At 48.0% G+C, this 18,880-nt stretch carries 15 protein-coding genes, 2 rRNA genes and 1 riboswitch; of the genes, 15 read left to right on the top strand and 2 right to left on the bottom strand.

The window, feature by feature from the left end:
• The 3 genes from BK126_RS10650 to BK126_RS10640 all read left to right on the top strand — a co-directional run.
• A 23S ribosomal RNA gene (locus BK126_RS10650) occupies positions 1 to 227 on the top strand; the annotation flags it as partial.
• 224 nt (positions 228 to 451) lie between these two features.
• Positions 452 to 568 (top strand): 5S ribosomal RNA (gene rrf / locus BK126_RS10645).
• A gap of 143 nt (positions 569 to 711) precedes the next feature.
• Positions 712 to 1,707, top strand: a complete 996-nt coding sequence (locus BK126_RS10640) for a ketoacyl-ACP synthase III (RefSeq protein ID WP_076312466.1) — start codon at positions 712 to 714, stop codon at positions 1,705 to 1,707.
• A 106-nt stretch (positions 1,708 to 1,813) separates the two neighbouring features.
• On the opposite strand, the gene BK126_RS10635 is transcribed toward BK126_RS10640, so the two are convergent.
• Complete coding sequence (locus tag BK126_RS10635) at positions 1,814 to 2,815, bottom strand: ion channel (protein ID WP_177178805.1); 1,002 nt, start codon at positions 2,813 to 2,815, stop codon at positions 1,814 to 1,816.
• A 269-nt stretch (positions 2,816 to 3,084) separates the two neighbouring features.
• Positions 3,085 to 5,022 (bottom strand): amidase family protein, encoded by a 1,938-nt coding sequence (locus tag BK126_RS10630; protein WP_076312464.1) that lies wholly within the window; start codon positions 5,020 to 5,022, stop codon positions 3,085 to 3,087.
• 480 nt (positions 5,023 to 5,502) lie between these two features.
• Here BK126_RS10630 and BK126_RS10625 point away from each other — a divergent pair, with 480 nt between their 5' ends.
• The 12 genes from BK126_RS10625 to purF all read left to right on the top strand — a co-directional run bounded on the left by BK126_RS10625 (position 5,503) and on the right by purF (position 18,220).
• Positions 5,503 to 7,644, top strand: a complete 2,142-nt coding sequence (locus tag BK126_RS10625; RefSeq protein WP_076312463.1) for a DNA topoisomerase III — start codon at positions 5,503 to 5,505, stop codon at positions 7,642 to 7,644.
• Between the two features lie 80 nt (positions 7,645 to 7,724).
• Positions 7,725 to 7,862, top strand: a complete 138-nt coding sequence (locus BK126_RS29385; protein ID WP_177178806.1) for a hypothetical protein — start codon at positions 7,725 to 7,727, stop codon at positions 7,860 to 7,862.
• 241 nt (positions 7,863 to 8,103) lie between these two features.
• On the top strand, positions 8,104 to 8,367 hold the full coding sequence (locus BK126_RS10620) for a DUF1294 domain-containing protein (protein ID WP_076312462.1): 264 nt from the start codon (positions 8,104 to 8,106) through the stop codon (positions 8,365 to 8,367).
• Between the two features lie 99 nt (positions 8,368 to 8,466).
• The gene (locus tag BK126_RS10615; RefSeq protein ID WP_076312461.1) at positions 8,467 to 8,901 is read left to right on the top strand and encodes a universal stress protein; all 435 of its coding nucleotides are present in this window, start codon (positions 8,467 to 8,469) and stop codon (positions 8,899 to 8,901) included.
• Between the two features lie 278 nt (positions 8,902 to 9,179).
• Positions 9,180 to 9,281, top strand: a riboswitch (purine riboswitch).
• A gap of 285 nt (positions 9,282 to 9,566) precedes the next feature.
• Positions 9,567 to 10,052 (top strand): 5-(carboxyamino)imidazole ribonucleotide mutase, encoded by a 486-nt coding sequence (purE, locus tag BK126_RS10610; protein ID WP_076312460.1) that lies wholly within the window; start codon positions 9,567 to 9,569, stop codon positions 10,050 to 10,052.
• Positions 10,049 to 11,227, top strand: a complete 1,179-nt coding sequence (gene purK, locus BK126_RS10605; protein WP_076312459.1) for a 5-(carboxyamino)imidazole ribonucleotide synthase — start codon at positions 10,049 to 10,051, stop codon at positions 11,225 to 11,227. The genes purE and purK overlap by 4 nt, the downstream gene beginning before the upstream one ends.
• A gap of 2 nt (positions 11,228 to 11,229) precedes the next feature.
• The gene (gene purB / locus BK126_RS10600; RefSeq protein WP_076312458.1) at positions 11,230 to 12,525 is read left to right on the top strand and encodes an adenylosuccinate lyase; all 1,296 of its coding nucleotides are present in this window, start codon (positions 11,230 to 11,232) and stop codon (positions 12,523 to 12,525) included.
• 56 nt (positions 12,526 to 12,581) lie between these two features.
• On the top strand, positions 12,582 to 13,463 hold the full coding sequence (locus tag BK126_RS10595; RefSeq protein ID WP_076312660.1) for a phosphoribosylaminoimidazolesuccinocarboxamide synthase: 882 nt from the start codon (positions 12,582 to 12,584) through the stop codon (positions 13,461 to 13,463).
• Between the two features lie 134 nt (positions 13,464 to 13,597).
• Positions 13,598 to 13,843: a phosphoribosylformylglycinamidine synthase subunit PurS gene (gene purS / locus BK126_RS10590; protein WP_047912782.1), complete on the top strand. Its 246-nt coding sequence runs from the start codon at positions 13,598 to 13,600 to the stop codon at positions 13,841 to 13,843.
• A 3-nt stretch (positions 13,844 to 13,846) separates the two neighbouring features.
• A complete protein-coding gene (purQ, locus tag BK126_RS10585) occupies positions 13,847 to 14,536 on the top strand; it encodes a phosphoribosylformylglycinamidine synthase subunit PurQ (RefSeq protein WP_076312457.1) in 690 nt (229 codons plus the stop codon).
• On the top strand, positions 14,514 to 16,757 hold the full coding sequence (purL, locus tag BK126_RS10580; protein ID WP_076312456.1) for a phosphoribosylformylglycinamidine synthase subunit PurL: 2,244 nt from the start codon (positions 14,514 to 14,516) through the stop codon (positions 16,755 to 16,757). The genes purQ and purL overlap by 23 nt, the downstream gene beginning before the upstream one ends.
• A complete protein-coding gene (purF, locus tag BK126_RS10575; RefSeq protein ID WP_047912785.1) occupies positions 16,742 to 18,220 on the top strand; it encodes an amidophosphoribosyltransferase in 1,479 nt (492 codons plus the stop codon). The genes purL and purF overlap by 16 nt, the downstream gene beginning before the upstream one ends.
• Positions 18,221 to 18,880 lie beyond the last annotated feature (660 nt).

Raw genomic sequence — 18,880 nt, 5'->3', positions numbered from 1 at the left:
ACCGGGATGGACGTACCGCTGGTGTACCAGTTGTTCCGCCAGGAGCACCGCTGGGTAGCTATGTACGGACGGGATAAGCGCTGAAAGCATCTAAGCGTGAAGCCCCCCTCAAGATGAGATTTCCCAACTAGTAAGACCCCTTGAAGACGACGAGGTAGATAGGCTGGGGGTGGAAGTGCAGCAATGCATGGAGCTGACCAGTACTAATCGGTCGAGGGCTTATCCAAAAGATACCCAAGAAAGTGAAGCGAATGCTTCGAAGATGAATCCGAATACTTTCTCGGGGCCCGGAACAAAACCGGGTAAACAAAGATTCTAACATCGCACATTGTTTCGTATCTAGTTTTCAGGGAGTAAATTCCTTGTGAAGATTTGAAGCTGTATGTCCTTTTTAAGGATTGATATTTTGCTGGTGATGATTCGCCGAAGATATCACAGCGCAAAAATCATGTTTGGTGGCGATAGCGGAGGGGTTCCACACGTACCCATCCCGAACACGACCGTTAAGCCCTCCAGCGCCGATGGTACTTGGACCGCAGGGTCCTGGGAGAGTAGGACGCCGCCAAGCACACATAAGACACTATCGATGAAATTCGATAGTGTCTTTTTTTTGCTCGAGAGCTTAAACATAAAATATTTTCTTAAATTTAGTACCAAGTACTAGTACCAGATGATATAATAAGGATACTAACTGTAAGGAAGGTGAACAGGATGTATCAATCAAAGGCGAAAATCACGGCAATAGGCACTTATGTACCGGAGAAAATATTATCTAACGAAGATCTCGAAAAAATGGTAGATACTAATGATGAGTGGATTGTACAGCGTACAGGCATGCGAGAACGAAGAATAGCTGCAGAGAACGAGTATACGTCTGATCTGAGCTATAACGCAGTTTCAGACATGATTAAACGCTACGCTGTTGATGTAACGGATGTAGATATGATTCTGGTTGCCACTAGTACAGCTGAGTATACTTTTCCGAACGTCGCTTCCCGAATTCAACAGCATTTTAATATTAAACAAGCAGGTGCTATTGATCTAGGCTCAGCTTGTGCTGGATTTGTTTACGGATTGCAGCTAGCTGATGGAATGGTATCCAGTGGTATTCACAAGAAAGTGCTTGTTGTTGGTGCTGAGACTCTTTCCAAAATCACAGACTATACAGACCGATCTACCTGTATCCTCTTTGGGGATGGGGCTGGAGTTGTGTTGATCGAAAGAGATGATGAGCATCCTGGCTTTATAGCGTCGATGTCCGGCACCCATGGCAGTGGTGGAGGTCATTTATATAGAAGAACATTTGCTACCGAAATTGATGGGATGAATATTGAGAAGGATGCATTTCTTGTTCAGAACGGACGGGAGGTCTACAAATGGGCAGTACGTCATGTACCTGAGGCCTCTAAACAGCTTATTGAGCAATCAGGGCTGCAGCCGGAGGATATTCATTGGTTTGTACCGCACAGCGCGAATTTAAGAATGATTGAATCCATTTGTATGAAAGGTCCGATTCCTATTGAGCGTACGTTGACTAGTGTGGAGTTTAGAGGAAATACCTCGGCTGCCTCGATCCCCTTGGCAATTCAGCTCGGACTTGATGATGGGCGTCTTAAATATAATGATAAGATGTTATTGTTTGGATTTGGTGGAGGCCTAACGTATGCAGGAGTCATTATGCGCTGGACCGTACCGGATAGCAATTAAGAGATAGGAATGGGGAGATTGTCCTCATTCCTATCTTAGTCTTACATAATTAATTTGAGTATCCAGAGACCTGCAATGAATTTGCAGCATGAGTAAATAAAATCTATTATGAAATAATGACATATCCCTCACTTATCTTTTGGAATGTATCTTCGTCCGCGATAATAAATAACTTAGCTTGTTCTGGAATGATGGCGTTAGGTCTTCTTATAATACTAGTATCATCATGATCAGCAATCAACAAGGCCCCCATTGCTTTTATATCCTCGAAGGCGTCATTGTATGTTATCCATTCTTTCTTTTTGTTAATAACATATATTTTCTCGCCACTCTCTGTGCTGAGCAGATTCATAAAAAGCTTGGAAGAACCTTTATGTACACTTGCATGGGCGATCAGATAGGAGATAGACTGCTGTGAAAGGATGAGCTCATCTACCTTCGCATGCCTAAAGTTCATAAGGTGATTCTCCTTAAGAATCTCTGCTATGGTGTATATATGGCGGTTCACTTTCTCACCGTAGCTTTCGATTGTTGTGGCAATCAGCAGTGTCTGTCCATCTGCATATTTGGCCGGCACTCCTTGAGGAGAAAAGATAATAACCGCTTTTGATTTGGCCACGTTTGCACGATCAAGTGTCTCGTATTCTGTCGGCTCGCCTTGTATGTAATGGATTTGACTATGGTCTATGGGACTCGAAGGAAGATCAGCGATAAGAACGATGTTATGAACACTGTCGCTGTTCAGCATTTCCTTAATGGTATCCTTGATCTTATCGTCAGACCAGCCAATAATGACATAATGATCCTCACCTCTGTAATCCATTTTTCCTTCCTCCTTCATCTTGATCCATTTAATAAATCGTTCCGAAATTTTAGCGATAAGTGTCCCGATGAGAAAAAGCCCTGTAAAAATAACAATCGTACCGAAAATCATCCCAGGTGTGGTTTCAGGAAAGTAGTCCCCATAACCGACCGTTGTGGTCGTAACAATAACCCACCAGAGTCCTTTGATATACGTAGAGAACTTCTCAGGCTCTAGAATATGAATGATAATCGGGCTAATGAAGAAAAAGGAGAGTGTAAAATAGAGGAGCGTTATATTGCTCATTTTAAACATTTTCTCGAAAGCCTTGCGCCAAAAAAGCATAGCCCACCTCATTTTTAATTTATGTAACGCAGCTGGATTATGGCATTTATTTACGAGTTAAACAAAACTGAGTTCCACTACATTCAAAATATTTACAGTGAGTTCTATTATATAAAACTTCTTGCCGCTCGGCTATCTAAATCATTTCCCTGAAAAAAGAGCACATACCGGCAGGTCGGCATGTGCTCATCATATGAAATCGTTATGTGTCTGTTAAGCAACACGTATAACTACTCGGATAACATGGGGGCTTTACGGTGCTGTGTTCCCTGCTCGTAGCTGTAAGCGAGCTTGATGAGCTTACCTTCATCATAGGCTCTGCCAAGGAATTCAATCCCGACAGGAAGTCCGTCCTTGGTGAAACCTGCTGGAACCGTGATGGCGGGGAATCCAGAGAATGCGCTAAGCCGGTTATTACCGCCGGCATTTTGAGGCTCACCTATTACCGCAGCAGCCGCAGCTGTACTAGGATACACAATGGCATCCAGGTCATGGTCTGCCATCACTTTTAGAAGAGAGTCCTTGGCCAGCTTCGTTCGCTTCAGCACGATATCTTTATACTCCTCGGTTTCCAATGTTTCACGGGCATCGCGGGACTTCATTGATTGCTCTTGGTCTAAATCATAATTGCCGGATGCAATGATCTCAGACAAGGTGGTGTATGGAGCATCTTCACCAAGTCCTTCAAGGTAATCATTAAGCTGGAATTTGAACTCATAGCTGCTGAGACTTGGATACTTAGAGAGCTCGGCCAAATTAGGGATCCGGATCTCTACAGCAGTAGCGCCAAGCCCTTCAATTTCATTAATTGCATTATAAATAATGGAGGAAGTTTCTTGTTCCGCATCACTGCTGGTGGAGAAGAGCTCAGAAGCTACGCCGATGCGAGCGCCTTGCAGGCCTTGTGGGTCCAATTCATCGAGATAGCTCTCTGGTATTCGTCCGACGCTTGCTGCGGTGCTTACATCCTCAGGGTCATATCCTGCAATAGCATCCAGCATGATCGCAGCGTCTTCAACGGTGCGTGCCATAGGTCCGCCTACATCCTGTGTGAGTGCAAGCGGAATAATGCCGTCACGGCTTGCCAGTCCAATCGTTGGACGAATCCCTACAAGACTATTAAAACTGGAAGGGATACGGATCGAGCCTCCGGTATCTGTGCCTAAGCCTGCAGCTGCAAAGTTGGCGGCAATCGCAGCACCCGTTCCCCCGCTTGAACCGCCGGGATAGTGATCAAGTGCATAAGGGTTTAAGGTTTGTCCACCGAGAGAGCTGGATGTTGTGATGCCGAAGGCAAATTCATGCAGATTTGTTTTGCCCAAGATGATTGCACCGGCTTCTTTCAATCTGGCGATTTGCTCTGCATCTTCATCGGGAACAGAATCTTTGAGGCATAGGCAGCCTGCTGAGGTTGGCATATCACTCGTATCATAATTATCTTTGACCAGAATCGGGATTCCATGAAGATCACTGCGAGGTCCTGTACTTGTACGTTCCTTATCGAGTTCAGCTGCGATATCAAGAGCATCCTCGTTAATCGTGAGCACTGCATTTAGAGAAGGACCTTGATCGTCATACTGTTCAATCCGATCCAGATACATTTGCACAAGCTGGACGGAGGTCAGCTTGCCTTGTTCCATCGCTTTTTGCATATCTGAAATGGTAGCTTCCTCTACTTCAAAAGGCTGTATGTATTCTAATACACGATCATAGATAAGCTGGACATCTGAAACGGTGAGTGGGGTTCTGGGAAAGAAGGATTCTTTGCTGTAGCCTGTCATAATTCCAGCTTGAGCTACAGCACTAATCGCATCAGCATAGGAGCTGTTCTGAGGGATATCTTTAAATGTATGATCCGCTGCAGGCAAAGAGAGCCAATCCTGAATCGCTTGGGCTGCCGCTTGTCTTGATATCACGGTGCCGGTAGCTTTCTCCAAGGTAAAAGGAACGCCCGCCGTCTCTGCAGCCCGTTTCATTTGATCGTAAAAATAGGTGGTGCCAGCCGGCTTGTTAGGGCTGATCTCAGCAGAGGAAGTACCAATTGAATTCGTTCCATCTGCTGCTGACACTGTATAGGCTGGAAGGAGGAAGGAGCTGGTGAGGAGTGCAGCTGCAAGCAAGGCTTGTCCACTTTTTCTCCACCGATGTAACGGCTTGTCCACTTTCATATAAACACTCTCCTTGTAAGTTAATCTTGAGCTCAGAGTCGATAGCATATCCTAACTCGTGTAAGTTAGATCATATTTAATGTCATAAATTCTTACAAGTACAGTGGACATCGAATAAAGCGATTACATCACTTGTTTACTGGATAATGCTCATTATTTTGATTGAATATATCCATGAAAATAAATTGAGTAAGGAGTCATAAGACTATTATCATAGAAGGAATGTTATGTTACATGACATAATGCGTAGTGCTAACGCTCCTCGTTGGTCTCTCTCGTATACATCTACATCTATCTAATATGTTAAGAGAGCTGGGTCCTCTCACTTTTTTTGGTTTTCTATTTCTTACTCCACTCCGTATTTTGAATTCTCTTCGTGTCATCGTTCATAATGAATGTTCTTGGTATGTAAGGGCTTGTTCTTTCGCAGGTACTTTAAAGGAATGATATAATGAAGGATGTTATAGAAAGGAGAGTTCCATGAAAGTACTTGTTCTAGCCGAAAAGCCTTCCGTGGCACGTGAGATTGCCCGTGTAATGGGAAGCAGAGAGAAGCATAAGAGTTATTTTGAAGGACCTAAATATGTAGTAACTTGGGCTTTGGGCCATCTGGTCGGACTGGCTGAGCCTGAGGATTATGATCATAAATATGCAACTTGGAATCTGGCTGATCTGCCGATTCTACCGAAGCAGACGAAGCTGAAGGTACTGCGTGAAACCCAGCATCAATATAAAGCTGTACAGCAGCTAATGAAGAGACAAGATATCAAGGAGCTCGTCATTGCAACAGATGCTGCCCGTGAAGGTGAGCTATTGGCCCGCTGGATTATGCAGATGGCGCATTTCAAGAAGCCTTTTAAACGCTTATGGATCTCGTCTCAGACGGACAAAGCCATCAAAGAAGGGTTTGCGAATTTGAAGCCGGGTCAGCAGTTTGATCGGTTGTATGAATCCGCACGCTGCCGTGCTGAGGCGGACTGGATGATCGGTCTGAATGTCACCCGTGCCCTTACGGTCAAATATAATGCCCAGCTGTCTGCAGGACGTGTCCAAACCCCGACTCTCGGCATGATCATGAATCGGGAAAAAGAAATCATGAACTTCCGCTCAGAGGAATACGAAACGTTGTCTGCTGATTTTGGCAGCTTCCAAGCGATGTGGCGAGCGCCTCAGGGAGACTCTCGTATTTTTGATAAAGCCCGGACAGAAGAGCTTAAGCGCAAGCTTGAAGGACGCTCTGGCAAAGTTGTTCAAGTGAAAAAAAGCGAGAAGGTTGAAGCCCATCCGCTGGCATATGACTTGACCGAGCTGCAGAGAGACGCCAATAAGCGATATGGTTTCTCAGCGAAACAAACCTCTAATCTTCTGCAGAAATTGTATGAGCAGCATAAGCTTGTCACTTATCCACGGACAGACAGCAGATACTTGCCCTCGGATATGACAGAGACGTTCAAGGAGCGCCTGGAGAGTGTAGCGGTAGGCCCTTACAGTGGATTAGCAAGACCGCTGCTTCGTACCAAGCTTCATATCACGAAGCGTGTGGTGGATGACAGTAAAGTGAGTGACCATCATGCCATTATCCCTACAGAGCAAACGGTTCTGCTCAATCAATTGTCTACGGAGGAGCGCAAGCTCTACGATCTGATTGTAAGGCGATTTATAAGTCTGTTCTATCCGGCAGCAAGATATGATGCGGTGCAGGTTAAGATTGAAGCAGAGAATGAAGCTTTTATTGTGAAAGGAACAACAGTCAAAAATCACGGCTGGCGTGAAGTATATGGCGCAGAAGGTTACAGCGATGAGGATGAGGAGACTTCAGAGGATGCCTCCGATTCAAGAGGAACGGGGCAGGATCTCCCTGAGCTTCGCGAAGGGGAGATCATCAAGATACAGCGATGTATCATTAAATCTGCCCGTACAATGCCCCCGAAACGCTATAACGAAGCAGCATTGCTGGCTCAAATGGAGAAGCATGGTCTGGGTACACCTGCGACCAGAGCTGATATTATCGAGAAGCTTGTCAGCAGTGACACCATTGAGCGTCAGGGCAATGTGATACACCCAACCGGCAAAGGAAAACAGCTGATTGAATTGGCAGCACCACAGCTTCGTACACCTGAGCTTACTGCCAAATGGGAGTCTGAGCTGGAGCGCATCGCCAAAGGACAGGGCTCTCCTGAACCGTTCTTAAACGGAATTCGGAAAATGGCTGATGAACTTGTACGCAGTGTCAAGAATAGTACCACGGAATACAAGCCGCATAATGTATCTAACAGCCATTGTCCAGATTGTGGTACAAGACTGCTAGAGAAGAAATCCAAGCGAGGCAAGGTCCTGGTGTGTCCTGCGGAGGATTGTAGCTACAAGCGATCGGCAGAGAAGCGTTTGTCCAACCGGCGTTGCCCGCAATGCCATAAGAAGATGGAGCTTAAAGAAGGCAAGGCAGGAATGTATGTGCAGTGTCTGCCATGCGGCATCACGGAGACCGTGGACAAGGACAAGCAGCGGGTTAATAAACGTGAGCAGCAGAAGCTCGTTAAGCAGTTTGAGAAAAAGGAGCCGATTGGCTCTAACCTCGGTGATCTGCTGAAAGCAGCACTGGAAAAGAAAGAAGGCAAATAAGCAGTGTGAGGCGGAATATGAAGTGTTCGTATAATGCGCCTCCGAAGATGACAATCTATGTCTTAGGGGGTGAGCGACACATGCCTTATCATAAACCGCTGAAAATTAAAAACCAGCAAAATAAGTCTAGTGTGCTAGAGGAAAGCAGAACCATTCGTCCAGCCAAGGCCGCCCACACTCCGCCAAGCTTAAACGGCATTCCTAAGCAGGAATCCTAAGCGGAAACTTGCTCTTTGCAGTGATAAGCTGACAGCATGAGAACCAGATTCAATATCGAATCTGGTTCTTCTGTATGTTTCAAGCCCAGCATGAAGTTATGTAACGCATAGAATAATGCCCATATAGATACACTAAATTCAGCCGACTACACCTGAGCCTGCCCGCACTCATTGTCACTCTGTTTCTTCAGAAGCTATAATGGAGTGGGGAATGTGATCCCTAAAGAAAGGGGAATTGCCAATGCGGACAGGCATCATTCTATGGTTTGTTTTTATAAATGTGGTAGCCTATCTTGTGATGTCAGAGGATAAGAGAAGAGCACAGAAAAGACGAGACCGGGTTCCGGAAAGAACGCTGTTTTTACTTGCTGCGATCGGAGGTTCACTCGGCATACTGATTGCAATGTACCGGAAGCGGCACAAAACAAGGCATGCCAGCTTTACCATTGGCGTACCTGTTCTTCTCTTCGTTAATGCGATACTATATGGCTATTTTTTGAGCTGAGGTTCGCTTAAGACGCAGTGTAGCTTACAGACAGCTTGTTGATTCAAACAAATCCGTAATCGGTTAAATATAAGTACATACAGAAAGGTGGCGTTCCTCATGACTTTTTCCAATATTCTACTTGCATACGACGGATCAGAGTTAGCGAACAAAGCGTTTGAGCGCGCAGTGGAGTTAGCCAAATTATCTGAAAATACACAGCTGCATATTGTTCACGTATACGATTTCCCGCGGGTATTTATCGGCGAAGGTCTGGCCCCAATCCCGCCATCGGTAAATAGTGATGTATATGAGCTTGCTGAAGAGACTGTAGACGAGCTTAAGAGACGTCTAGTCAATGAGCAAATTGGAGCCAAGGTTGAACTCATTCAAGGGTCTCCAGTGGATGTCATATTGGAGTATGTGAAACAGAACGATATGGATCTCATTGTAATCGGCAGCAGAGGACTGAGCGGAATACGCGAATTTGTGCTGGGCAGTGTAAGCCATCGTGTAGTTCAGGAAGCAGACGTGCCTGTACTCGTTGTGAAATAAACAATATGAAACAGATCAATTTGTTCGAGAAAAACCAGTATCTTTCCTGTACTTCATGGAAGCTGCTGGTTTTATTTATGTTTTTAGTTTATTAATATCCGAACATTAAATATGGTAAAGATTAAAATGTTCGTCTTTAAGTTGACATCGGGTGTAGGGGATTGTTAAACTGTTAAAGGTAAAAAGAATAAACTCGAAAATCAAAGAAAATAAGTAAACTGTAGAGCAAAGAATCCATTTCAAAATACCGATGTTTGTCGTATTAATGAAATCGATTCGTCCAAAATATAGAATGATCTCGTATAGTACCGGGAATACGGCCCGGAAGTTTCTACCCGAAAACCGTTAATTTTCGGACTACGAGGATATCAATGTTAAGAGCAGCGGGTTGATGCCGGGATTCATGTCCATGCTTATTCAAAGCCAACATCAAAATCTTTAAGCATGGGGTATCTTGTTTATAGGTGAGCTTGAGCCGCCGCTAAAGACAGGGTCTGGCTTGTGTGGAAGCACATCCATGGTGGTTTATTGTTTCTCCCGTAAGGCTGCAGCTCTGATATCTTCATATCGTCCGGAATCCGTATAGTGTCATCATAACTCGAGGATTTCGGTTTTTTTTCGTCAATTGAAGGTGCTTGTTGATCAAATTCAAGGGAGTGGATATCATGTCAGTGCAAGTTGCCGTAATTATGGGGAGTACATCAGATTGGGAAACGATGAGACATGCCTGTGAAGTGCTGGACGAGCTGGACATTGCTTATGAGAAAAAGGTCGTCTCTGCTCACCGTACGCCGGATCTTATGTTTGAATTCGCAGAGGGCGCGTATGACCGCGGAATTAAAGTGATCATTGCTGGGGCAGGAGGAGCCGCTCATTTGCCTGGAATGGTCGCATCCAAAACGTTGGTTCCTGTGATCGGTGTCCCTGTTCAGTCGAAGGCACTGAATGGCCTTGACTCGCTGCTCTCTATCGTGCAAATGCCTGGCGGTATTCCGGTAGCTACGGTCGCAATCGGCAAAGCGGGAGCAACGAATGCAGGACTGCTCGCTGCACAGATCATCGGTGCATTTGATCCTGAGGTTGCGGGCAGAGCACAGGAACGCAGAGATCGAATCCGCAAAGAAGTGCTAGAAAGCAGTGATACGTTATGATAAATAAGCTAATCAGCGAGAGCATAAAGGTCTTCCCTTCTGGAGCTACGATCGGAATACTTGGAGGCGGACAGCTTGGGCGGATGATGACATTATCAGGTACAGCCATGGGATACCGGTTTATTACACTGGAGCCGACCGAGAATTCACCTTGCGGGCAAGTCGCGCGGCAGATTGTGGCAGGTTACGATGATCAGAATGCAGCACGCCAGCTTGCAGAAGAGTGCGATGTAATCACTTATGAGTTTGAAAATGTGGATGCCGATGTGGCAGCCTTGCTGGAGAACGAAGCGTATGTCCCTCAAGGAAGCAGACTGCTGTATACGACTCAGCATCGTCTTCGGGAGAAGCGTGCCATTGAAGCGGCGGGTGTGCCGGTTGCTCCTTATCGGGAAATTAAGAGTGCGGAGGACATGAGCGCAGCGGTTGAGGCGCTAGGCGTTCCTTGTGTGCTTAAGATCGTAACTGGAGGCTACGATGGCAAAGGCCAGCGCGTGATTCGTGACAGAGAGGCAGCCCTTGCGGCTTACGAAGAGCTGGCGGGCCTTGGCACAGAGCTCGTATTAGAGCAGTTTGTCTCCTTTGACTGCGAAATATCTGTTATTGCTGCACGTAATCCCCAAGGAGAGATTCGGACATTTCCTCCAGCTGAGAATGTGCATGTTAATAACATATTGCACACTTCCGTTGTACCGGCAAGAGTGTCATCAGAGCTCCAGCTCGAAGCACAGCAGCTCGCAGCTAAGATCGCCGAATCGATGGGAGCCGTTGGGCTGCTGGCTGTCGAGATGTTCGTGACAAGAGATGGACAGCTGTATGTTAATGAATTGGCCCCTCGGCCTCACAACTCAGGTCATTATACGATGGAGGCGTGCAGTACATCGCAGTTTGAGCAGCATGTAAGAGCAATATGCGGTCTGCCGCTTGCAGATACATGCCTGCTGAGCCCTGTTGTGATGGTCAATGTCCTGGGAGAACATATCGAAGCCGTTATTGATCGATTTGCCAAAAAGGATGCAGACGCAGATGAACTGGGCGTCGTGCCTAAGCTTCACCTGTACGGCAAAGCCGAAGCCAAGACCGGACGTAAAATGGGACATATCAACCTGTTATGCCATGATGTGCAGCATGCACTGGATTGGATAGACAAAACCAATATATGGAGGAACGAATAGAAATGATTGAACGTTATAGCAGACCCGAAATGCGGGCGATATGGACGGAAGAGAATAAATTTAAGGCTTGGCTGGAAGTTGAAATTTGTGCCTGTGAGGCATGGGCAGAACTCGGCGTTATTCCCAAAGAGGACGCAGCTGTCCTACGTGAGAAAGCAAGCTTTGATATTGACCGGATCTACGAGATTGAGCAGGAGACACGTCATGATGTCATTGCCTTCACACGTACCGTATCCGAAAGTCTTGGAGAGGAACGTAAATGGGTGCATTACGGTCTGACTTCTACAGATGTGGTTGATACAGCGAACGGTTACCTGCTTCGTCAGGCGAACGAAATTCTTGAGAAGGACATTCTGAACTTCATTCAGATCCTGAGAGACAAAGCGATTGAATACAAGCACACTCCAATGATGGGACGTACACATGGTGTACATGCGGAGCCAACAACCTTTGGTCTGAAAATGGCACTGTGGCATGAAGAGATGAAGCGCAACCTCGAACGCTTCCGTCATGCTGCCGACAATGTCCAGTATGGCAAAATCTCAGGTGCGGTAGGAACGTATGCCAACATTGATCCTTTCGTTGAGGAATTCGTATGTAAGAAGCTGGGCACGAAGCCGGCTCCGATCTCAACGCAAACATTGCAGCGTGACCGCCATGCTGAATATATGGCAACCCTCGCACTGATCGCGACTTCCCTGGACAAATTCGCGACCGAAGTACGTGCACTCCAGAAGAGTGAATTCCGTGAGGTGGAAGAGGCTTTTGCTAAAGGTCAAAAAGGCTCATCTGCTATGCCGCACAAGCGCAATCCGATCGGCAGTGAGAACATTTCCGGCTTGTCCCGTGTCATTCGCGGACATATGCTGACAGCCTATGAGAACGTAACGCTGTGGCATGAGCGTGATATCTCGCATTCCTCAGCAGAACGCGTCATCCTGCCAGATGCAACGATGCTGCTGAACTACATGCTGAACCGTTTTGGCAACATCATCAAGAATTTGACGGTGTTCCCTGAGAACATGAAGCGCAACATGGCCCGTACCTTCGGTGTTCCGTTCTCCGGACGCATTATGACGAAGCTGATTGATAAAGGCTTCAGCCGTGAAGAAGCGTATGATACAGTTCAGCCTCGTGCGATGGAAGCATGGGAGACACAGCGCCAATTCCGCGACATCGTGGAAGCAACGCCGGCGATTACGGAAGTGCTCAGCACAGAGGAGATCGAGGACGCCTTTAATCCGGCATGGCATCTGAAGCATGTGGATACGATTTTTGACAAATTGGGATTGAACTAGTCCAGCAAGATATCTAAAGGGCTGATACGGCTTAAAAAATAATAAAACGTGGAGTGATTAACGTTATGGCTTTATCCACCGCAGCAGAGCTCATTAACGCACCACTGTTATACAAAGGCAAGGTTAGAGAGTTGTACGATTTGGGTGAGCATTTCCTGATCGTCGTAACAGACCGGATTTCAGCATTTGATTATGTGCTGGAGCCGGCTGTTCCAGAGAAAGGCAATGTACTCAATACAGTTAGTGCTTTCTGGTTTGACCAAACCAAGGAATGGATGCCAAACCACGTTGTCCATACCAATGTAGAAGAACTGGGCGATATCGTGCTGGATAAAGAAGCGCTGAGGGATCGGATTATGGTCACGAAAAAAGCCGAGCGTATTGATATCGAGTGCGTGGTTCGCGGATACATTACCGGCAATGGCTGGAGACAGTATCAATCCTCTGGAACAGTTAACGGGATTAAGCTTCCGGAAGGACTTCGTAAAAATGCGAAGCTGGATAAGCCGATCTTCACGCCGGCGGCCAAGAACGATGTAGGCCATGATGAGGATATCTCCATGGAGCAGATGAAATCGGCGGTTGGCGAGGAGCTTGCACTTGAGCTTGAAGCGAAGAGTCTTCAGCTGTATGAGTTCGCAAGAGACTATTGCGAGCAAAGAGGAATTATTTTGGCAGATTGCAAGTTTGAGTTCGGGATCGTGGATGGCGAGGTCATTTTGATCGACGAGATCTTTACACCGGATGCCTCCCGGTTCTGGGCCAAGGAGAAATACGCGCTGGACATCGAGATCGACAGTATGGATAAAGAGCCGGTAAGAGCCTATCTGGCATCCACGGATTGGGATAAGAACAGCCAGCCGGAGCCGCTTCCTGAGCATGTAGTAGAGGAAACGAGCAGACGCTATAAAGAGATTAAGGACAGGCTGACCCGTTAATTTAAGATGTGGTACATGGGAAGTATTCATAACCCCATTATGGAAACTTAGCAGATAAAAGCTTCATATTAGCAATCATTATCATCATTAATAGTCCAAACCTTAAAAACATTCCTTAGGAGGAACTTCCGATCATGATAAAAGCTACTGTATACGTTACGATTAAACAAAGCGTACTTGACCCTCAAGGCGTTGCCGTACAAGGCGCGCTCCATTCCATGGGCTTCAGTGAAGTAGAAGGGGTACGCATCGGCAAATATCTGGAGCTGACACTGGATACAAGTGATCGTAATGAAGCAGAAGAACGCGTTAAGGTCATGTGTGAAAAGCTGCTCGCAAATACGGTTGTCGAAGACTACCGCTTTGAATTGGAGGTTTAATTCATGAAATTTGCAGTTCTCGTGTTTCCTGGATCCAACTGTGATATTGACTGCTATAAGGCAGTAGAAGAAACGATTGGACAGCCCGTGGACTATGTATGGCATACGGCAACAGACCTGTCTGCCTATGACTGCATCATCGTTCCCGGCGGCTTCTCTTACGGTGACTATTTAAGATGCGGGGCAATCTCCAGATTTGCTCCTGTGATGAACGAAGTAGCCAAGGCTGCAGAGCAAGGTAAATACATTATCGGGATCTGCAACGGATTCCAAATCCTGACGGAAGCAGGGCTTCTCCCTGGCGCATTGCTGCGCAATACAGGTATGAAGTTTGTGTGCCATGACTCCGTACTCCAAGTGGAGAACAACAACACCCCTTTTACAAGCGAGTATGCACTTGGGGAAGAGATTATTATCCCGATCGCGCATGGGGAAGGCAACTATTATTGTGATGAAGAGACGCTTGAGAAGCTTAAAGCAAATAATCAAATCGTCTTTACTTATAAAAACAATCCGAACGGCTCCTTGAATAACATCGCCGGCGTAAGTAATGAGCGCGGTAACGTGGTAGGCATGATGCCTCACCCGGAACGTGCGGTGAACGAAGTGCTTGGAACGACGGACGGCAAACGCATGTTTACATCGATTTTGAACTCCTGGAGGGATCAGCATGACACAGCAAGTATCCGCTAAAGAACCAACCGCAGCACAGATTGCCGAGCATAAACTTTATCAGCAAATGGGCGTATCTGACAGTGAATATGACCTGATCGTGTCCTTCATGGGACGTCAGCCAAACTACACGGAGATCGGTGTATTCAGTGTTATGTGGTCAGAGCACTGTGCTTACAAGAACTCCAAGCCGCTGCTGCGTCGTTTCCCGACAACAGGCGAACGTGTCCTGATGGGACCGGGTGAGGGTGCAGGGATTGTCGACATCGGAGATAACCAGGCGGTCGTATTTAAGATCGAGAGTCATAACCATCCTTCTGCGGTTGAGCCTTTCCAAGGTGCAGCTACAGGGGTTGGCGGAATTATCCGCGACATTTTCTCCATGGGTGCAAGACCGATCGCATCCCTTAACTCCTTGCGCTTCGGCAAGCTGGAAAGCGATCGTGTGAAATATTTGTTTGAACACGTCGTATCCGGTATTGCAGGCTATGGTAACTGTATCGGCATTCCAACGGTAGGCGGAGAAGTGATGTTCGATGAGAGCTATGATGGCAACCCGCTCGTAAATGCCATGTGTGTAGGTCTTATCGATCACGACAAAATTCAGCGCGGTGTCGCCAAAGGTGTAGGTAACCCGGTGTTTTACGTGGGACCTCCAACAGGACGTGATGGTATTCACGGAGCAACCTTTGCTTCTGTGGAGCTAACGGAGGAATCTGAATCCAAGCGTACGGCAGTACAGGTCGGCGACCCGTTCATGGAGAAGCTGGTTATGGAGGCTTGTCTTGAACTGATTGATACTGGCATCGTGCTCGGTATTCAAGATATGGGTGCTGCGGGTCTTACGTGCTCCAGTGCGGAAATGGCAAGTAAGGCAGGAAACGGACTGGAGCTGTATCTGGACCAAGTGCCTCAGCGTGAAGAAGGCATGACACCATACGAGATGATGTTGTCCGAATCTCAAGAACGCATGCTGTTCGTCGTTGAGCCTAAAGATGAAGCACAAGCGCGTGAAATTTTCGAGCGTTGGGGCGTTATCTGTGCAAAGGTCGGCAAAGTTACAGATGACGGACGACTGAAGCTGTACCATCACGGTGAAGTTGTTGGCGACATGCCGGTAACGGCATTGGTTGACGAATGTCCGGTGTATAACAAACCATCCTCAGTTCCTGCTTATTATATTGAAAATGAAAAAATCGACACCCTGCGTTATGAAGAAGTGTCGGACCTGACAGGAGCCTTGAAAAAGGTGCTGTCCTCCCCGACCGTATCCAGCAAAGCTTGGGTGTATGACCAATATGACTATATGGTGCGGACCAGCACTGCCGTTCGTCCGGGATCGGATGCGGCTGTTGTGACGGTTCATGGCACACGTAAAGGTCTTGCGATGACAACAGACTGCAATGGCCGTTATGTGTATCTTGATCCTGAAGTGGGCGGCAAAATTGCAGTCAGCGAAGCTGCCCGTAACATCGTTTGCTCCGGGGCAGAGCCGCTGGCAATTACAGACAATCTGAACTTCGGTTCGCCGGAGAAGCCGGATATTTTCTGGCAGATGGAAAAAGCGGTAGATGGAATGGCTGAGGCATGTACAGTACTGGGTACGCCGGTTATCGGCGGTAACGTGAGCTTGTACAACGAGAATGCCAAAGGTGCAATTTACCCAACGCCTGTCGTTGGTATGGTTGGACTTGTGCATGATACAGACCACATTACGACACAAGGCTTCAAGAAAGAAGGAGATGTTATCCTGCTGCTTGGGGATACACATGCTGAGCTTGGCGGCAGCGAGTTCCAATATGCGGTTCATGGCTTGACGGAGGGACGCCCTCCACAGCTTGATCTTGAAGTAGAGAAGAAGCTTCAGGAAGCGGTACTGGGTGCTATTCAAAAAGGTCTCGTACAATCTGCACATGACTTGTCTGAAGGCGGACTTGGCGTGGCACTGGCCGAGAGCTGCATCAGCGGCGGTATTGGCGCGAGCGTGAACTTTACTACGGAGCTTCGCGGTGATATTGCTCTATTTAGTGAGAGCCAATCCCGTATTCTGCTGACAGCAGACCAAGCACAGGCAGAGGAACTGGAAGCGTTCGTGAGAAACAGCGGTGTTCCGGTTCAAGTGATCGGACAAGTAACAGGAAGCAATCTTAAATTGGAGTTGAACGGCACATCAGCTGTGGACGAACCGGTAGCGGTTCTGAAACAGGTCTGGGAGGATGTTATTCCATGTCTGATGAAGTAAAGACCCCGCAGTTTTGGACCGGCGATTATTACAACGAGGGTTCGGGCAAAGAGGGACTGTTTGATAAATTGAAAGAGGAGTGCGGGGTGTTCGGGGTGTATAGACACCCCGACGCGGCCTCCTTGTCCTATTACGGACTGCATGCATTGCAGCATCGCGGCGAGGAAAGTGCCGGAATGTGTGTCAGTGACGGCAGTGAGTTTCACTATCACCGCGGAATGGGACTTGTCAAAGAGGTGTTTACCAAGGATCTCATGGCTTCCCTCTCTGGTGATATCTCTATCGGTCATGTGCGTTATTCAACCAGCGGCGACAGCAAGCTGACGAATGCGCAGCCGCTCGTATTTAAATATCGTGACGGCGATCTGGCGGTTGCGACGAACGGAAATATCGTGAACGCGCCAGAGATTCGCAAGGAGCTGGAGCAAGGCGGTTCGATTTTTCAAACGACGAGTGATACCGAGGTTATTGCACACTTGATCGCTCGTTCACCTAAGGATTTGGTTGAGGCGGCAAAAGATGCATTCCGCCGGATTGTCGGAGGCTATGCCTTCCTGATCATGACCAACGATCGTCTGATCGTTGCATCGGATGCTCATGGACTACGTCCACTGACGATGGGCAAACTGGGCGATGCTTATATTTTTGCTTCCGAAACATGTGCACTGGAAACGATCGGTGCGGAGCTGATCCGAGATATTGAGCCAGGAGAAATGCTGGTTCTCGACAGCGATGGGCTGCATGAAGACCGCTTCGAGGAGAAAAAGCACCGGAAAGCGCTGTGTGCGATGGAGTATATCTACTTTGCGCGTCCGGACAGTGATATGAATGGAGCAAATCAGCATGGTGCACGGAAGCGGATGGGCAGCCGGCTAGCTATTGAATCGTTTGTGGATGCTGATGTCGTAACAGGTGTTCCCGATTCCAGTATTTCCGCGGCAATAGGCTATGCTGAGCAGACGGGTATTCCTTATGAGCTGGGGATGATCAAGAACAAATACACTGGACGTACCTTTATTCAGCCAAGTCAGGAGCTGCGTGAGCAGGGAGTGAAGATGAAGCTGAGTGCGGTGCGCCGGGTAGTCGAAGGCAAGCGGGTTGTCATGATCGATGATTCTATCGTGCGCGGTACGACATCACGCCGGATCGTGAACATGCTCCGGGATGCAGGAGCGACTGAGGTGCATGTACGCATAACTTCACCACCGTTCAAGAATCCATGCTTCTACGGGATTGATACCCCGAACCGGGATGAGCTGATTGCTTCTTCCAAATCGATTGAGGAGATCTGCCGCGAGATTAATGCTGACTCTCTGTCATTCCTCAGTCCCGAAGGTTTGATCTCTTCTATAGAAGGAAACCACCAGGATGAATATAAAGGCGGCCTATGCCTTGCCTGTTTCGATAATGACTACCCAACGACGCTGGACTTCAAGGATGCGAAGGCGGGCTGCGGCTGTTAATACGCCGCAGTAATCAATTGCTCCATGAAGAGCCGCCCTACATTTGCGAAGCAAACAGGGGATGGCTCTGATGAAGCAAGGCGCGCAGCGCCAAGGGCACCGCAGTGGACCCGGCACATTTGCCGAAGGCAAACAGCAAGAGGTCCCGGCGGAGCCACCACGCGCAGCGTGCCAGAGAGCTTCCCCGTGAGCCCCAGCGCATCTGCCGAAGGCAGAACAGCGGGAAGGCTCAAGGGAAGCAAGGCGCGCAGCGCAGAAGGCACCGCCAAGGACCCGGCACATTTGCCGAAGGCAAACAGCAGGAGGTCCCAGCGGAGCTGCACGCGCAGCGTGCCAGAGAGCTTCCCCGCGAGCCCCAGCGCATCTGCCGAAGGCAGACAGCGGGAAGGCTCAAGGGAAGCAAGGCGCGCAGCGCCAAGGGCACCGCGATGGACCCAGCACATTTGCCGAAGGCAAACAGCAAGAGGTCCCGGCGGAGCCACCACGCGCAGCGTGCCCGAGAGCTTCACCATGAGCCCCACGCATTTGCCGAAGGCAAACAGTGGGTAAGCTCGGGTGAAGCCCCCGCGCGCATAGCGCAATCAGCAGTAGAGCGTGTCTGCAAGACGAAAGCGAATCCCAGCACTACAGTAACCATAGCAGGATCCAACCAAACTCCGG

The organism is Paenibacillus sp. FSL H7-0326, from assembly GCF_001955535.1.
GTDB lineage: Bacteria > Bacillota > Bacilli > Paenibacillales > Paenibacillaceae > Paenibacillus > Paenibacillus shunpengii.
This window is presented reverse-complemented; position numbering and strand designations above follow the sequence as displayed.

Bases quoted from the DNA above. Each gene is read 5' to 3' on its own strand.
- BK126_RS10625 (WP_076312463.1), top strand. From the start codon at position 5,503: ATGAAAGTACTTGTTCTAGCCGAAAAGCCTTCCGTGGCACGTGAGATT.
- purQ (WP_076312457.1), top strand. From the start codon at position 13,847: ATGAAATTTGCAGTTCTCGTGTTTCCTGGATCCAACTGTGATATTGAC.
- purK (WP_076312459.1), top strand. From the start codon at position 10,049: ATGATAAATAAGCTAATCAGCGAGAGCATAAAGGTCTTCCCTTCTGGA.
- BK126_RS10635 (WP_177178805.1), bottom strand. From the start codon at position 2,815: ATGAGCAATATAACGCTCCTCTATTTTACACTCTCCTTTTTCTTCATT.
- BK126_RS10615 (WP_076312461.1), top strand. From the start codon at position 8,467: ATGACTTTTTCCAATATTCTACTTGCATACGACGGATCAGAGTTAGCG.
- purS (WP_047912782.1), top strand. From the start codon at position 13,598: ATGATAAAAGCTACTGTATACGTTACGATTAAACAAAGCGTACTTGAC.
- BK126_RS10640 (WP_076312466.1), top strand. From the start codon at position 712: ATGTATCAATCAAAGGCGAAAATCACGGCAATAGGCACTTATGTACCG.
- purF (WP_047912785.1), top strand. From the start codon at position 16,742: ATGTCTGATGAAGTAAAGACCCCGCAGTTTTGGACCGGCGATTATTAC.
- purL (WP_076312456.1), top strand. From the start codon at position 14,514: ATGACACAGCAAGTATCCGCTAAAGAACCAACCGCAGCACAGATTGCC.
- BK126_RS10620 (WP_076312462.1), top strand. From the start codon at position 8,104: ATGCGGACAGGCATCATTCTATGGTTTGTTTTTATAAATGTGGTAGCC.
- purE (WP_076312460.1), top strand. From the start codon at position 9,567: ATGTCAGTGCAAGTTGCCGTAATTATGGGGAGTACATCAGATTGGGAA.
- BK126_RS10630 (WP_076312464.1), bottom strand. From the start codon at position 5,022: ATGAAAGTGGACAAGCCGTTACATCGGTGGAGAAAAAGTGGACAAGCC.
- purB (WP_076312458.1), top strand. From the start codon at position 11,230: ATGATTGAACGTTATAGCAGACCCGAAATGCGGGCGATATGGACGGAA.
- BK126_RS29385 (WP_177178806.1), top strand. From the start codon at position 7,725: ATGCCTTATCATAAACCGCTGAAAATTAAAAACCAGCAAAATAAGTCT.